Below are 15,185 nucleotides of genomic sequence, written 5' to 3'. Positions count from 1 at the left end.
TGTTATTGTTGTCAACGATCCGGAACGAATGGCTGCCCCAAGGAAGCCGGTGTGTTCATCATCGTCAGACGCTTGTTGCGCGAGATTAGAACGAGAACCACGACCGTCGCCAGATAGGGCAACGAAGAAAGCAGTTGCGAAGGCACCGGAATGCCAAAAGCCTGTGCATGAAGCTGGCCGATCCACACCGCGCCGAAGATATAGGCGCCCGCCAGCACCCGCCACGGCCGCCAGGACGCGAACACCACCAACGCAAGCGCGATCCAGCCGCGGCCCGCGCTCATGTTCTCGACCCATTGCGGGGTGTAGACCAGCGAGAGATGGCCGCCGGCAAGACCGGCGCAGGCGCCGCCGAAGATCACCGAGAGATAGCGGTAGCGGATGACCCTGATGCCGAGCGCATGCGCCGAGGCGTGGCTGTCGCCGATCGAGCGCAGCGTCAGCCCGGTGCGCGTCCGGAACAGGAACCACATCACCGCCGCCGTCAGCGCGATCGAGATGTAGAACAACGGATCCTGGCCGAACAGCAGTCTGCCCACCACCGGGATGGAGCTGAGCCCGGGAATATCGAGATTGGGCAACCTGACGCCGGGCTGGCCGACGAAACTGGTTCCCATCATGCCGGAGAGGCCGAGGCCGAGCAGTGTCAGCGACAAGCCGGTCGCCACCTGGTTGGTGGCCAGCGACAGCGTCATGACGGCAAACAGCAGCGAGAACAGCGCGCCCATGGCGATGGCCGCCAAGAGCCCGATCCAGGGCGAGCCGGTCAGATAGCCTGCGCCGAAACCGCCGACGGCGCCCATGATCATCATGCCTTCGACGCCAAGGTTGAGCACGCCGGAGCGCTCGACCACCAGTTCCCCGATCGCCGCAATGAGCAGCGGCGTCGCCGCCGTGGCGATGGTCAGGAGGATGTTGACGGTGATGTCCATCAGCGGGCTTCCTTCAACTTTGGCGCGGCCTCGAGCTTCGCGGCACTCTCCGATTTGGTCAGCGCCAGACCGATCAACCGGATGCGGTAATGGATGAGCGTGTCGCAGCCGAGCACGAAGAACAGCAGCATGCCCTGGAACACGCGCGCCACCTTGTCGGAGATGCCGAGCGCGCTTTGCACCGCCTCGCCGCCGAGATAGGTCAGGGCCAGCACCAGGCCCGCCGCGACGATGCCGAGCGGATTGAGCCGGCCAAGGAACGCCACGATGATGGCGGTGAAGCCGTAGCCGGGCGAAATGACGGGCTGAAGTTGCCCGATGGCGCCGGAAACTTCCGATATCCCGGCAAGCCCGGCCAGGGCGCCCGACAACAGGAAGGCGAAGAAGACCATGCGGTTGAGGCCGAAGCCGGCGAAGCGCCCCGCCCTCGGGCTGGAGCCGAGCACGCGAACCTCGAAACCCTTGAGCATGCGGCTCATCATCAGCCACACCAGCACCGCCGCGACCAGCGCGAACACGAAGCCCCAATTGGCGCGGCCGGCATCCGGCATCAGTTCCGGCAGGATGGCGGAATCGCCGAATTGGATGGTCTGCGGGAAGCCATGGCCCTGCGGGTCGCGCCAGGGTCCGCGCACCAGCCAGTCGAGGAAGAGCTGTGCGACGTAAACCAGCATCAGGCTGGTCAGGATCTCGTTGGTGCTGAAGCGGGTTTTCAGAAATGCGGGGATAGCCGCGTAGGCGGCACCGCCGACCATGCCCAGCAGAAGCATCAGCGGCAGCACCAATGGGCCCTCGAACCCAGGAAACAGCACCGGAACGGCCGAGCCGAAGATGGCGCCGAAGATGAACTGGCCTTCGGCGCCGATGTTCCAGATGTTGGCCTTGTAGCAGACCGACAGGCCGACCGCGATCAGGATCAGCGGCGCCGCCTTGATCGCCAGCTCGTGCAACTGCCAGACCTGGCTGACCGGCTCGATGAAATAGATGTTGAACGCGCTGAACGGATTGACCCCGAGCAGCGCGAACATGATGCCGCCCGCGATGATCGTCAGCGCGAAGGCGATGAATGGCGACAGCATGGAAAACAGCGCCGAGCGCTGCGGCCGTTTGACGAGTTCGAGGCGCATCATGCCGTCTCCAGCGTGTGTTCGGCGTGGCCTGGTTCGGCGCCGCCCATCAGCAGGCCGATTTTTTCGAAGGTCGCCTCGGCGATCGCCAGCGGCCTGGACAGTTCGCCATTGTGCATCACCGCAATCGCATCCGATATCTCGAACAGCTCGTCGAGATCCTGGCTGATGACCAACACCGCCGATCCGCTGCGGGACAGTTCGATGAGTGCCTGGCGGATATGGGCGGCTGCGCCTGCATCGACACCCCAGGTCGGCTGGTTGACCACCATGACGTCAGGCCTGCGGTCGAGTTCGCGGCCGACGATGAATTTCTGCAGATTGCCGCCGGACAGCGCTGCCGCCTCCGGATCGGGCGCGCTCTTGCGCACGTCCATCGCCTCGATGATGCGCTGGGCGGCGGCGTAGACGGTGCCGCTCTTGACCATTCCGCCCGTCCCGACGAAGGTCTTGCCGTCGGTGGCATGGCGCGACAGGAGCAGGTTTTCCGAAAGCCGCATGCGCGGGGCGGCACCATGGCCGAGGCGCTCCTCCGGCACGAAGGCTGCACCCAGCAGCCGGCGCCCGGTAATGCTGAGGCTGCCCGCATCCTTGCCGCGAATGCGCACCGAGGCGGCATCCGGCTGCAGGACTTCACCGGAAACGGATTCGAAGAACTCGCCCTGGCCGTTGCCCGCGACACCGGCGATGCCGATCACCTCGCCGGCGCGGACGGTGAGATTGATATTCTTGAGCGGGATCGAAAACGGCGTCGCCGGCTTGCGGCTGAGGCCGCGGATTTCGAGCAGGGACTGTGCCGTTTCGATGCCCGCGACCGGCGCGCGCACCACGGCCTGCACTTCGTTGCCGACCATCATGCGGGCCAAGGACGCGGCGGTCTCCTCGCGCGGATTGCAGTGGCCGACCACCTTGCCGTGCCGCAGCACGGTGGCGCGGTCGCAGATGCGTTTGACCTCCTCCAGCCGGTGCGAGATGTACAGGATCGATTTGCCTTCCGAGCGCAGACGTTCGAGCGTCTCGAACAGCTTGTCGGCCTCCTGCGGCGTCAGCACCGAAGTCGGCTCGTCGAGGATGATGAGTTGCGGCGTCTGCAGCAGGCAGCGGATGATCTCGATGCGCTGGCGCTCGCCCACCGACAGGTCGCCGACCAGCGATTCCGGATCGAGCGGCAGGCCATAGCTGTAGGAAAGCGCCCTCGCCTTGGCCGCGATGCTGCTGATCGGCGAACCGTCATCCAGGGAAAGCGCGATGTTCTCGGCCGCCGTCAGTGCCTCGAACAGCGAGAAGTGCTGGAATACCATGCCGATGCCGAGCTTTTTCGCGACGCCCGGGCTGGTAATTCGGACGGCCTGGCCATTCCAGAAGATCTCGCCGGAATTGGGTTCCAGCGAGCCGAACAGCATCTTGACCAGCGTCGACTTGCCGGCGCCGTTCTCGCCGAGCAGCGCGTGGATCTCACCCTTGGCGATGTCGAGGTCGACATGATCGCACGCCGTCAGCGTGCCGAAAATCTTGGTAAGGCCGCGAACCTCAAGCAGATTCGCTCCGTTATGATTTGCACTCACAGTGCCTCCCATCCGGGTTCCCGGATATGTTCTGTGTTCCCGCAAGCATCGTATGCGCGGCCAGCTCCCATGCGAAAGCAGCACTCGACTTGAAAGAGCTTCAAGAATTTCAGCGGAAACTCAAGGGCAAAGATCAGTCTTCTTCGCGCAACCGCGCGGCGGGCCGGCTTTTCGTGCAAACCTTGCCCGCACCTGTGTGAGAGAGCTGAAAACCAGGGCAGTATCCGTCAGGGAACCAGTATGGTCGTGCCTGTCGTGCGGCGCCCTTCAAGATCCGCGTGCGCCTTGCCCGCGTCCTTCAGCGCATAACGCTGGTTGATCTTGATCTCGACGGCGCCGCTGAGCACGACCTCGAACAAGGCCGCGGCCGAGGCGTCCAGATCCTCGCGTTTTGCATTGTAGACGAACAACGTCGGCCTTGTGGCGAACAAGGAGCCTTTCTGCGCCAGCAGCGACATCGAGAATGGCGGGATCGGTCCCGACGACTGGCCGAAGCTGACGAACATGCCGAGCGGCTTCAGGCAGTCGAGCGAGGCCGGGAATGTGTCGTTGCCGACGGAGTCGTAGACGACGTCGCATTTTTTGCCGCCGGTGATGGCCGCGACGCCGGCAACGAAATCCTGCTCCTTGTAGTTGATGACATGGTCGAAGCCGTGTGCCTTTGCGAGTTCGATCTTGTCGCTCGAACTTGCCGTGCCGATGACGGTCGCGCCCAGATGCTTCGCCCATTGGCCGAGAATGAGCCCGACGCCGCCGGCTGCCGCATGGAACAGGATGGTGTCGCCTGCCTTGACCTTGAAAATCCGGCGCAAGAGATATTCGGCGGTCATGCCTTTCAGCATCATTGCTGCCGCCTGCTCGTCGCTGATGCCGTCCGGCACCTTGACGACCTTGCTGGCATCGATGACGCGCTCCTGCGCATAGGCGCCTGTGGTGACGGCATAGGCGATCCGGTCGCCGGGCTTCAGCCAGTCGACGCCCTCGCCCACAGCCAGCACCGAACCGGCCGCCTCGCTGCCGGGAATGAGCGGAAACCCGCCGGGCGGCGGATAGAGACCGGAGCGATGATAGACGTCGATGAAATTGAGGCCGATTGCCGTGTGTCTGACCAGGATCTGCCCTGATCCCGGTTGGCCGGGATCGGTGTCCTCATAGGTCAGGACTTCCGGACCGCCATGGGCGAGGATGCGGACTGCTTTGGGCATGGTGGGCTTCCTTGAGAAATGGGCCGATCAGGCTTTTTTGGCACCGAGATTTGGAAAGAACTGCATGATGCCGCCGATACAGGCGAGATAGAGCCCGGTAACGGTAATGCCAATCTTTATGAAGGTGCTGACCTGCGCGCCCAGCACGCCGATCTGGTCATAGAAGGCGGCGAGTGCCGCTTGCGCAAGCGCAAGCGCGCCGAAAGCGCACCACAAAAGAGTCATTGCGAGATTGATGCGCCGCAGCCGCACCACCCGAACCGGATGGATGAAGTTGATCGGAACGAATGTCAGGATGCCTGCCACCACGACCACCGCGAACGAGACCCATTGTCCCGGCTCGATGACGAACAGCGTGAACACCACCATGTTCCAGACAACGGGGAATCCCTTGAAGAAATTCTCCTTCGTCTTCATGCCGGTGTCTGCATAGTAGATCGCGCTGGACACCACGATGATGGCCGCCGACAGGAACGACAGACCCTCGCCCATGAAGCCGCGCTGATAGAGCGCGAAGGCCGGGATCAGCACATAGGTGACATAGTCGATGATGTTGTCGAGGAGCTCTCCCGACCATGTTGGCAGGATCTCCTTGACCTCGAGCTTGCGCGCGATCGGCCCGTCTATGCCGTCGACGAACAGCGCCAGCCCCAGCCACCAGAACATGGCCGTCCAGCGCTCCTCGCTCGCCGCCACCAGCGACAGGAAGGCCAGGAACGAACCGGAGGCGGTCAGGAGATGCACCGAAAAGGCGCGCGCCTGCGGCCAGGTGACTTTCTTCTTCGGCCGCGGAATCCGGTCGGCGATTTTCTTGGCGGCTTTCCTGGCCGTTGTGTTCTTGCTCACGGGCCCTGCCAGTCCAGCTTGCAGATTTCGGCTGAACGGCCGCCGAAATTCCAGTTGCGACCAAAGGCTCGCATCTTGCTCTTGTCGGACTTGGCCACGATGATCTCCGGCGCGATCCAATATTCGGAATTGCTGATCACCGTGTCCTTGTCGCGGTCCTTGCCGGCAATTGGCGTGACCGCCCCATCGATGATCTTCGGTATCTGGAAGATACGCGTCTTGTCGCGTGTCTCATAGGTAATCGGCACTTGTTCGACACCGAGGAATTTGCCGACGAGGATCGAAAGCAGCGACGTCGTCCCGCCCGCCTTGCCGGTGAAAATCTTCGTCAACGCCTTGACCGCGTAGATCGAGGCTCTGACGTCGATGAACAGGCCGGCGGTCCAGTTGCCGCGGCTCATATAGCCGGGGATTTCCATGATCAGCCCGAGATTAAGCCCTGACAGGTCGACCTCTCCGAAATGACCGGCATCGATACGGAAACCCGCCCAGGTCTGGCAATAGCCTTCGGTCGGAGGATGGCTGCCCAGCGACAGCACGCAAGGGCAAAAAACCGTGCAATTGCAGGAGAGTACGAGCTCCCCTTTCATTGCCCAGCTCGGATCCGTCATCGAGTTTCCCCCACTCATAGCGAGACTACTAGCAGCGCGGCTGCCCAGACAAGCAGTATCGCACCGGCCAGCCGGGTTGGAAGCCTGCTTGCGGCTTGTTTTTCGATCAGGGTGAACAGGCCGATCAGCGCCATCCAGAAGACGTTCATCACGCCCACGGCGAACATCACCAGCATCAGTGCCCAGCAGCAGCCAAGGCACCAGACGCCATGCGCGACGCCGAGCCGAAAAATGGCGGCGGGCCGGACGCTCCAGTTGGAAAACAGGATCGCGAACGGGTTCCTGCATTTCTTCAGACAGGCCTCCTTCAGGCCGCTGAACTGGTAGAGGCCGGCGACCAGCAAGGCGACGGTACCGGCAATGCCCAGGACCGGATCGAGCATCTGGCCGGACGAGGCGAACGCATCGAGGGCGAGCGTCAGCACCGCAAACCCCGCCGACGCGGCCAGCCATATCGAGAGATAGCCGGCGACCAGCACCAGCGGATGGACGACCGGCTCATGCCTGATCCTGGCCGTATCGGCGATCTCGCAATAGGTTCGGATCATCGGCGCCGCCGAGGGCAGCATCGTCGCGATCGCCATCAGGAACCACATTGCCGTCAACGCACCGGCGCGCGGGCCGATATCTCCGTCCAGGGGCGCGGCCGAGAGGCACAGCGCGAAGAACCGGGCCAGCGAATCGGGCAACGGCAGCTGCGGCAGGGTTTTCAACAAGGCGTCGCCGGGCGCGCCGATACCCGCGGCGCGTCCCTCCGCGGCGCGGACCGCCATTGCGGCCAGGGACAGCCAGGCAAGCAGGATGCCGGCGCCGACAACGAGGTTCACCGTCAAACGCGGGTTGCGTGCGATATCGGCCGTCGCACGGCCTGCGCTGTCGAGATGGCTGAAGTCGTCCTGGCGGCCGGTCATGACCTTCGAATGGGCCGAATCGCCCCGTTGATCAAGCCGTATGACCTGACCTATATGCTCATCGAGTGGCGGGGCGCGTGCGCTGCCCCGCATCGCAAGCCGGAAGCCGATCTTGGAGCATCAGAAAACAACACGGATACTCATCGCCGGCACGGGGCCGGCAGGGCTGATCGCCGCGCTCGGTTTCGCCGATGCCGGCTTTCCGGTGACGCTCGTCGGGCCGGAGGCATCCGCTCCCGATGGCCGCACGACGGCACTGATGAACCCTGCCTTGAAGGTGCTTGAGCGGCTGGGCGTCCTCGCCGACATCAAGCCGCAGGCCGCGCCCCTCAAGGTGATGCGCATCGTCGACGCGACCAACCGATTGATCCGCAGTCCGGTCGTCACCTTCCGCGCCAGCGAGATCGACGAGGATCAGTTCGGGCTCAACCTGCCCAATAGCGTCCTCATTCCCGCGCTCGCCGGCAGGGTTGCCGCGCATTCCGGGATCGCGTGGCTGACATCCATGGTCGATGCCTGGCATCTCGGCGCCGATAAGGCTCGCGCGGCCCTTGCCGACGGCAGCGTGATCGAAGCATCCCTGGCGGTTGCCGCCGACGGACGCCTGTCGCCGGCGCGCCAGGCGGCGGGCATCTCGACCGCCGCCCGGACTTATCCCCAGGCAGCGCTGGTGCTCAACTTCTCCCACGGCCGCGATCATGCCTTCACCTCGACCGAACTCCATACCGAAACCGGTCCGTTCACGCAGGTTCCGCTGCCCGGCAACCGCTCGAGCCTGGTCTGGGTGGTCAAGCCGGAAACCGCCACGGAACTTGCCGCGCTGGACGATGCGACGTTGTCGCTGCGGGTCGAACAGCGGATGCAGTCCATGCTGGGCCGGGTGACGGTCGAGCCAGGCCGGCAGGTCTATCCGCTTGCAACGGCGACGCCGCTGCGTTTTGCGCGCGACCGGGTGGCGCTTGTCGGCGAAGCCGCCCACGTATTTCCGCCGATCGGCGCGCAAGGGCTCAATCTTGGCATCAGGGATATCGACGATCTTATTGGAATCGCGAATGAAAATTATGAAGACCCAGGGGCCGCGAAAGCCCTCGCCATCTATGACTTCAAGCGCCGGCCCGATATTCTGGCGCGCAGCAGCGCGGTCAATCTACTGAACATGTCGCTGCTTTCCGACCTGCTGCCGGCGCAGATGGCGCGCGGTGCCGGGCTCGGCGTGCTTGGTGGTTTTGCACCGCTTCGCGCTTTCTTCATGCGCGAAGGGCTCCGTCCCGGCAGCGGGTTTGCGGCGCTTGGCGGTGGCTTGGGAAAGCAAGCGCGCCAGCAGTGAGCTTGCGAACACATTTGCTGCCGGCAGGCATCGATGGCCGGCAACTCGCCCACAATCTTTGCTACGTATCACACGCAGCTTGAGGACGCTCAAAGCTTCGGGATTGAATTGATTCGGAGTCTGCGCCAAATAAAGCTAAGGAATTCAGTGGTGAGTACGATGAGAACAGCCAAATTCGCGATCGGACAGGTGGTTCGCCATCGGCTGTTTCCGTTCCGGGGCATCATTTTCGATGTCGATCCGCAATTCGCCAATACGGAGGAATGGTACGAGGCGATCCCCGTCGACGTGCGCCCGCGCAAGGACCAGCCGTTCTACCATCTGCTCGCCGAGAATTCGGAAACCGAGTACATCGCCTATGTGTCCGAGCAGAATCTGCTCGAGGACCAATCGGGAGAACCGGTCCGCCACCCGCAGATCAAGGAAATGTTCGACAAAAAGCCGGACGGACGCTACGAACCGAAACGGCAGTCCAGGCATTGATCACCTCAGGCACTGATCAGTGAGTCAGGTGCAGAAGCAAAAAAGCGGGGCATGACCCCGCTTTTTTGTGGCTTTGAGAATGCCCGAACCGATCAGTTCGCGGTCTTCGCCTTGTCCTGCTCTTCCTTGAGCTTCTTGGCGAAGTCCTGGTTGTTCTTGGCGACGAAATCCTGGAGCTTCTTCTGCCGGTCCTCGATGTCCGACTGCTGCAGCGGCGGGCCGTCATAGGCGCCGCTGAAGCCCTGCAGCGCGACCTTGATCGGATTGGGCTGGTTCTGGAAATTGATCGAGGTCAAGGTGAGCGCCTGGCCCTTCTTGAAGGAGGCGACGAGCTGGTCGGTCAGCGGCACTTCCGCCACGCAGCGGTCGGGGAAGCAGACCACATATTCAAGCTTCTGCGTTTTGCCGGTATCGATCTGGAGGCCAATGCCGGCACCAACCAGACGACCGGTCGGAACCGTCACCTGGAAGACCTTGCGGTTCACCTTGCCTTTCAGCTCGATCAGGCTCACGCCGGTGACCAACTGGCCGTTGCCGGCGGTGGTGATGTTCTGCACGTTGCAGATGTCGACGTCTTCCTGCTTTGTGCAAGCCTTGAACCAGCCCTGCGGGATCTGTTGTTGCTGCTGTGCGGAAGCAACGGGAATTGCCGCGCCCAGAAAGCCGATCACGCCAGCGGCCATGACCGACAGGCGGTACGCATTGCTGTTCAGGCTCGTCATGTCGTGCACTTCCTCTCAAATGATCCCGGGGACCCGCTTCTTCGCGCCGTGTGGTCCAGCTACCTGTTGCCGAAATGAGGCAACAGAATGACTTCGGACGGCGTGTTACACTGCAAGCGGTGCCGAATCCAGCCCGCAATCTGCGATTCTTGGCAACGAACATTGGCGATGCCCCATGCTAGTGTGCGCACCGAATCATCAAGCCGACCCGGTAAGGAGACGGTCATGGGCCGCGTTCTCGTTTGGCTGATCACCGCGACATCATTTTTCGCCCTTTCGCCCCTGCCGGCGGCGTCGGAACCCAGATATGCAATTGCCATGCAGGGTGAGCCGGCCCTGCCGCCCGACTATGCGCATTTCGACTACGTCAATCCCGACGCGCCGAAGGGCGGCAGCATTACCTATTGCGTCGTCGGCAGTTTCGACAATCTCAACCCCTTCATCCTGAAGAGCCTGCGCACCACGGCGCGCGGCATGATGGACACGATCTTCGGCAATCTGGTCTTCGAGCCGCTGATGCAGCGCAATGCCGACGAGGCCTTCACGCTCTATGGCTTGCTTGCCGAGTCGGCCGACATGGATTCCGAGCGCAAGAGCATCGAATTCCATCTCAACCCGAATGCCAAATGGTCGGACGGCCAGCCGGTGACGCCGGAGGACGTGCTGTTCACCTACGATGCCTATACGCAGAAAGGCCGTCCGCCCTACAGCGACCGCATGGCCAGGATTGCCAAGCTTGAGAAGACCGGCGACCACAGCGTGCGGTTCACCTTCAACGACAAGGCCGATCGCGAATTTCCGCTGATCATCGCGCTGACGCCGATCATCCCCAAGCACGCCTTCGACATCGAGACTTTCGACAGGACGACGCTGAAGCCGTTGATCGGCAGCGGCCCCTACAGGATCGCACAGGTGACGCCCGGCCAGCGCATCGTTTTCAAGCGCAACCCGGACTATTGGGGCAAGGATATTCCGGCCAAGCGCGGCTTCGACAATTACGACCAGATCACCATCGAATATTTCCTCAACGCCAATGCCAAGCTCGAGGCGTTCAAGAAAGGCCTTTGCGCCATCGACGACGACAGCGATCCGGTGAAGCGCGAACGCGATCTGGATTTTCCCGCTTTCCATAGGGGAGAGGTGGTTGCCGAAACTTTCGACACCGGTATTCCACCCGTCGTGACCGGTTTCCTGTTCAACACGAGGCTGCCGAAATTCTCGAACCCCGTGGTGCGTCAGGCGCTCGGCATGCTCTACGACTTCGAATGGGCCAACAAGAACCTGTTTGGCGGCAAATACGCGCGAACGATGAGCTACTGGCAGAATTCCGAGCTTTCGGCGCTCGGCCATCCGGCCGACGACAGGGAAAAAGCGTTGCTGGCGCCCTACCCCGGCCGCGTGCCGGCCGACGTCATGGACGGAACCTGGCGGCCGCCGGTGACCGATGGCTCGGGCCAGGACCGAAAGGTGCTGAAAGCGGCTTTCGATCTCCTGAAAAGCATCGGCTACCACCTGCAGGGCGGCACGATGCTCGACCCCGAGGGCAAGCCCTTCGGCTTCGAGATCCTGACCGCCTCGCAGGACGAGGAGCGTCTCGCCGGCATCTACCAGCGCACGCTGGAAAAGATCGGCATCGATGTCTCCATCCGCAGCCTCGACGGCGACCAGATACAGTCGCGCAAGCAGCGTTTCGATTTCGAGGTGCTGATCGGCTCGAGCGGCTTCAACAATTCGCTCTCGCCCGGCATCGAGCAGATCGGGCGTTGGTCATCCTCCGCCGCCAAGGCTGAAGGTTCGTTCAACCTCGCCGGCGTCGCCGATCCCGCGGTGGACGCTGCGATCGAGGCCATGTTGCGCGCCCGCACCAAGGAGGATTACGTCGCCGCCGTGCGCGTTCTCGACCGGTTGCTGATCTCCGGCAACTACATGGTGCCGATGCAGCACAACACGCAGCAATGGATCGCTTACTGGAATTATCTGGACCATCCGCAAAAGACGCCCATATTCGGTTACCAGTTGCCGACCTGGTGGCGAAAGCCGAACTGAGCATAGGCCCAGGAGTGGAAGCCCGGTAAGTGCACGGCGCCCGAACGTTCAGGAGATCGAGATGAGCCAAGCGAATACGATCACCATAGACGTGGTGTCCGACGTCGTGTGCCCATGGTGCTTCATCGGCCAGAAGCGGCTGGATAAGGCGGTCGCCGCCGCCGGCGAGGTGGATGTGCATATACGCTGGCGGCCGTTCCAGCTCGATCCGACCATTCCGCCGGAAGGCAAGGATCGCCGCGAGTATATGCTGGCCAAGTTCGGCAGCGACGAACACATTCGCCAGATCCACGCCCGTATCGAGCCGCTCGGTGAAGCCGAAGGCATTTCCTTCGCTTTCGGCGCCATCAAGGTCGCGCCCAACACGCTTGATGCCCATCGCGTCATTCGCTGGGCCGGTGCGGCCGGCGAAGACGTGCAGAACCGGCTGGTGCGCCGCCTGTTCCAGCTGAACTTCGAAGAAGGCGCCAACATCGGCGATCACGCCGTGCTGGTCGAGGCGGCGCGCGAGACCGGAATGGACGCATCCGTTGTCGAGACGCTCTTGCCGACCGATGCCGATGTCGAGGCGGTTCGCACCGAGATCGCCACCGCGTCGCGCATGGGCATATCAGGCGTGCCATGCTTCCTGCTGGAGGGCAAATACGCGGTGATGGGCGCGCAGGACGTCGACACGCTCGCCGACGCCATCCGCCAGGTAGCCGCCGCCAAGGCGCGTGGCGAACTGGAAAAAGTCGACTGAACCCGATCTTCAACGCAGGATTTTCAAGCAGCCCTCCCCGGGCGTGAGGCAACGCCTGGCCCCGGTGGGTTCCGCGATCATCGGCTTTGCCGGCGTCGCGGCCTGCCTTGATGCCGCCGGTCCGGTCGATCGCTGGCTTGCCCAGCGTCTCAGGTCATTTCCGGACTTCCGACGGGGACATGCCGGCGAGGAATCAAGCGTCCAGGGCGACGTGTTTTCCGGAATTTTGATTAGCCTGCAATGAAAAGCCGGCTTGCCGGGCAGCCCAAGCGGGTCACAAATTCGTGCGAACGCCTTCCCTAGGGGAAGGTAGAAACGTCGCGCTCTGATGCCGCGTAATTACCTGACATCACTAGCTTAAACCGGCTTTTCGTCGGCTTTGGCGCGACGCTCGGAAAGCCCAACCTGTTGCCCTGCAGCCACGGCATCCACCTCAATCCCGCTGCCCCCCTATAAAAATTAATGGAAAATGATCAATTGGTGTTACCATCCGTAACAATACAAAAAAGGTTTGGGCGGGATTGTGATTCGGGTCGACAGACCACCGCAACTGTCAGGAACAGATGGACTACACAGCGATGCCGCAAGGCGGTCGCTTCTGACCCCGGTTTCCTCGATGCGCAGCTTCTGGGGCCTGATGCGGGCCTACTGGGTCTCGGACCGGTGGAAGGAGGCCTGGACGCTGACGCTGGTGATCGCGCTGCTCACCGCTCTGTCCAGCAAGGCCGGCGTCTGGTTCGCAGAAGCATCCGGGGAACTGGTCAACTCGATCGCCTTCTTCCACGACGCCGCCAACACCACCCCTCTCCAGACGCTTTTGGCCAATGCCGGTATTTTGGTGCTGCTGGTCGTGCTCAAGGACGCCGGCTTCACGGGCATCCGCAATCTCGTCTCAGCAACCTTGCACCGCAAATGGCGCGGTTGGCTCGACAGCCGTTTCAACGAGGCGCTGCTGGACGGCAACCACACCCATTTCCACGCCCAGCATGCCTCGACCGGCAATGGCGCGCCGGCCCCCGACAACATCGATCAGCGCGTCCAGGAATCGATCAAGGACATGACGGGCGGCGCCATCGGGCTGGCCATGGGTGTGCTGGGTGTCGCCACCTCGCTCTATTTCGTCGGCCAGAAGCTGCTCGAGACCTCCGTCGAGGTAAAGGGGCTCGAATTCCTCGGCAGCTATGGCAGCGCCATCCTCGCCCTCCTTGCCGTCGCCATCTATGTGCCGCTCAACACTTGGATCGCGGTAAAGCTCGGTGGCATGCTCGAGCGTCTCAATGTCAGGATGCAGCAGGCCGAAGGCAGTTACCGTGGCGAGCTGACGACATTCCTGCGCCGCAGCTTCCATGTCGCGGCCTCGCGGGGCGAAAGCGTTCAGAGGACCATGCATGGCCGCCTCTATGGCGATATTGACGGCACATGGACGCGGCTCAACATCGTCAACACCGTCTACATGTCGTTCGAGCTGATCTACAATTTCATCGGCGCCCGCATTGTCGCCTATGGGCCGGGCCTTGTGCCGTTCATCCACAACGGCTTCGACCTGAAGGGTTACATAACCGGCTCCGAACTGGTCAATTCGCTGATCGGCCAATGTTCGTGGTTCATCCATGTCATGCCCGCCATCGCCACCCTGCGCGCCAACAGCCAGCGTGTCACCGAGTTGGCCAATGCGATCGAGAACGTTCAGCACCCCCAGGAATTCTACAGCCAGAGCGGCCGTTCCGACTTCCGCTACGCCAGCCAGAACCCGGTTTTTGGCTTGACCATCCAGAAGCTCGAACTGGCGCATCAGGGTGAGGACGCAACGCCTTTCCTCGTAGCGGCGAACCTGCGCTTCCGGCGCGGCGAATGGACCTTCCTGAAAGGCGAATCCGGCTGCGGCAAGACCTCGCTGATCAAGGCCATCAACGGCCTGTGGCCCTACGGCCGCGGCACCATCGTCTTCCCCGAAGGGGTGAAGAGTTTCTATGCAGCCCAGGAGGTCAAGCTGCAGCAGGTGACCCTGAAGCAGCTGGTCTGCCTGCCGGGCTCCGAGCACGACCATGGCGACGCGCAGGTCGCGTCCGCGCTGCACAAGGCGGGTCTGGGCGACTTCATCGAGAATATGGGCGACGAAAGCCGCGAAGGCAAAAGCTGGGATCAGGTCCTGTCCGGCGGTCAGAAACAGAAGCTGGTGGTGGCCCGCATCGTGCTCCATCAACCCGGGCTACTATTCCTGGACGAGGCGACCGGCGCACTCGATCCGGAGGGCAAGGTTGCCTTCCACCAGGCGATCAAGGACAACTGCCCCGATGTAACGGTGATCAGCGTCATGCATGAAGCGGTGGCGCCGCGATCGGTCACCGGCGCCGAGTTCTACCACTCGATCGTCGCGATCGCGGACGGCGTCGCCACCAAGAAGCCGCTGGTGCCGAGCCTGCCTCCCGAGCTCACCACCATTCTCGCACAGCCGGGGCCGGTGCCAAGGCCGGTCGACGACAAATGGCTGCGTTTTCCGCGCCGGCTGAAGCAGAAGTAGCCGGACTCGCCGCGGCATAGGCCGTCCAGCCATTTTACTGTTTCGGCGCGATACGCTTCAGCGATCACAGTCTCGCGACTGGGGCATGTTGCCCGCATTTTCCTCGATCACCTCGATTGACAGGGCAAGGCGAGCTCCTATGTTGCA

14 protein-coding genes are annotated in these 15,185 nt (G+C 62.6%); 6 read left to right on the top strand and 8 right to left on the bottom strand.

Features of this window, described 5'->3' with window-relative positions; translation table 11 throughout:
• Positions 1-11: 11 nt before the first annotated feature.
• The 7 genes from FJ951_RS13550 to FJ951_RS13520 form a co-directional block, all read right to left on the bottom strand.
• Complete coding sequence (locus FJ951_RS13550) at positions 12-932, bottom strand: ABC transporter permease (protein ID WP_140498601.1); 921 nt, start codon at positions 930-932, stop codon at positions 12-14.
• A complete protein-coding gene (locus FJ951_RS13545; protein WP_140498602.1) occupies positions 932-2,062 on the bottom strand; it encodes an ABC transporter permease in 1,131 nt (376 codons plus the stop codon). The genes FJ951_RS13550 and FJ951_RS13545 overlap by 1 nt, the downstream gene beginning before the upstream one ends.
• A complete protein-coding gene (locus FJ951_RS13540; RefSeq protein ID WP_181165345.1) occupies positions 2,059-3,636 on the bottom strand; it encodes an ABC transporter ATP-binding protein in 1,578 nt (525 codons plus the stop codon). The genes FJ951_RS13545 and FJ951_RS13540 overlap by 4 nt, the downstream gene beginning before the upstream one ends.
• Positions 3,637-3,851: 215 nt before the next feature.
• Positions 3,852-4,829, bottom strand: coding sequence for a quinone oxidoreductase (locus FJ951_RS13535; protein ID WP_140515400.1), 978 nt, complete (start codon positions 4,827-4,829; stop codon positions 3,852-3,854).
• 27 nt (positions 4,830-4,856) lie between these two features.
• Entirely contained in the window at positions 4,857-5,675 is an 819-nt protein-coding gene (pcsA, locus tag FJ951_RS13530) for a phosphatidylcholine synthase (protein ID WP_140498605.1), read from the bottom strand.
• Positions 5,672-6,286 (bottom strand): DUF1326 domain-containing protein, encoded by a 615-nt coding sequence (locus FJ951_RS13525; protein ID WP_140515399.1) that lies wholly within the window; start codon positions 6,284-6,286, stop codon positions 5,672-5,674. Before FJ951_RS13525 ends, pcsA begins: the two co-directional genes overlap by 4 nt.
• A gap of 14 nt (positions 6,287-6,300) precedes the next feature.
• Positions 6,301-7,197 (bottom strand): DUF2182 domain-containing protein, encoded by an 897-nt coding sequence (locus tag FJ951_RS13520; RefSeq protein ID WP_181172234.1) that lies wholly within the window; start codon positions 7,195-7,197, stop codon positions 6,301-6,303.
• Positions 7,198-7,309: 112 nt separating this feature from the next.
• Here FJ951_RS13520 and FJ951_RS13515 point away from each other — a divergent pair, with 112 nt between their 5' ends.
• Both FJ951_RS13515 and hspQ read left to right on the top strand, forming a co-directional pair.
• Positions 7,310-8,524 (top strand): UbiH/UbiF family hydroxylase, encoded by a 1,215-nt coding sequence (locus FJ951_RS13515; RefSeq protein ID WP_140515398.1) that lies wholly within the window; start codon positions 7,310-7,312, stop codon positions 8,522-8,524.
• A 159-nt stretch (positions 8,525-8,683) separates the two neighbouring features.
• A complete protein-coding gene (gene hspQ, locus FJ951_RS13510) occupies positions 8,684-9,007 on the top strand; it encodes a heat shock protein HspQ (protein WP_181165343.1) in 324 nt (107 codons plus the stop codon).
• 92 nt (positions 9,008-9,099) lie between these two features.
• On the opposite strand, the gene FJ951_RS13505 is transcribed toward hspQ, so the two are convergent.
• The gene (locus FJ951_RS13505; RefSeq protein ID WP_140498608.1) at positions 9,100-9,729 is read right to left on the bottom strand and encodes an invasion associated locus B family protein; all 630 of its coding nucleotides are present in this window, start codon (positions 9,727-9,729) and stop codon (positions 9,100-9,102) included.
• A 225-nt stretch (positions 9,730-9,954) separates the two neighbouring features.
• Here FJ951_RS13505 and FJ951_RS13500 point away from each other — a divergent pair, with 225 nt between their 5' ends.
• The 4 genes from FJ951_RS13500 (at position 9,955) to FJ951_RS13485 (ending at position 15,038) form a co-directional block, all read left to right on the top strand.
• The gene (locus FJ951_RS13500; protein ID WP_140515397.1) at positions 9,955-11,775 is read left to right on the top strand and encodes an extracellular solute-binding protein; all 1,821 of its coding nucleotides are present in this window, start codon (positions 9,955-9,957) and stop codon (positions 11,773-11,775) included.
• A gap of 61 nt (positions 11,776-11,836) precedes the next feature.
• Complete coding sequence (locus FJ951_RS13495; RefSeq protein WP_140498610.1) at positions 11,837-12,517, top strand: DsbA family protein; 681 nt, start codon at positions 11,837-11,839, stop codon at positions 12,515-12,517.
• Positions 12,492-12,761 carry a hypothetical protein gene (locus FJ951_RS13490; protein WP_140515396.1) on the top strand — a complete coding sequence of 90 codons (270 nt, stop codon included), beginning with the start codon at positions 12,492-12,494 and terminating at the stop codon, positions 12,759-12,761. Before FJ951_RS13495 ends, FJ951_RS13490 begins: the two co-directional genes overlap by 26 nt.
• 372 nt (positions 12,762-13,133) lie before the next feature.
• Positions 13,134-15,038 carry an ABC transporter ATP-binding protein/permease gene (locus tag FJ951_RS13485; RefSeq protein ID WP_181165342.1) on the top strand — a complete coding sequence of 635 codons (1,905 nt, stop codon included), beginning with the start codon at positions 13,134-13,136 and terminating at the stop codon, positions 15,036-15,038.
• Positions 15,039-15,185 lie beyond the last annotated feature (147 nt).

This window comes from Mesorhizobium sp. B2-2-3 (assembly GCF_006442405.1).
GTDB lineage: Bacteria > Pseudomonadota > Alphaproteobacteria > Rhizobiales > Rhizobiaceae > Mesorhizobium.
The sequence above is the reverse complement of the archived record's forward strand: the minus strand, read 5'-3'. Positions and strand labels throughout refer to the sequence as shown.

Bases quoted from the DNA above. Each gene is read 5' to 3' on its own strand.
- hspQ (WP_181165343.1), top strand. From the start codon at position 8,684: ATGAGAACAGCCAAATTCGCGATCGGACAGGTGGTTCGCCATCGGCTG.
- FJ951_RS13540 (WP_181165345.1), bottom strand. From the start codon at position 3,636: ATGGGAGGCACTGTGAGTGCAAATCATAACGGAGCGAATCTGCTTGAG.
- FJ951_RS13545 (WP_140498602.1), bottom strand. From the start codon at position 2,062: ATGATGCGCCTCGAACTCGTCAAACGGCCGCAGCGCTCGGCGCTGTTT.
- FJ951_RS13550 (WP_140498601.1), bottom strand. From the start codon at position 932: ATGGACATCACCGTCAACATCCTCCTGACCATCGCCACGGCGGCGACG.
- FJ951_RS13520 (WP_181172234.1), bottom strand. From the start codon at position 7,197: ATGACCGGCCGCCAGGACGACTTCAGCCATCTCGACAGCGCAGGCCGT.
- FJ951_RS13495 (WP_140498610.1), top strand. From the start codon at position 11,837: ATGAGCCAAGCGAATACGATCACCATAGACGTGGTGTCCGACGTCGTG.
- FJ951_RS13505 (WP_140498608.1), bottom strand. From the start codon at position 9,729: ATGACGAGCCTGAACAGCAATGCGTACCGCCTGTCGGTCATGGCCGCT.
- FJ951_RS13500 (WP_140515397.1), top strand. From the start codon at position 9,955: ATGGGCCGCGTTCTCGTTTGGCTGATCACCGCGACATCATTTTTCGCC.
- FJ951_RS13485 (WP_181165342.1), top strand. From the start codon at position 13,134: ATGCGCAGCTTCTGGGGCCTGATGCGGGCCTACTGGGTCTCGGACCGG.
- FJ951_RS13535 (WP_140515400.1), bottom strand. From the start codon at position 4,829: ATGCCCAAAGCAGTCCGCATCCTCGCCCATGGCGGTCCGGAAGTCCTG.
- FJ951_RS13525 (WP_140515399.1), bottom strand. From the start codon at position 6,286: ATGACGGATCCGAGCTGGGCAATGAAAGGGGAGCTCGTACTCTCCTGC.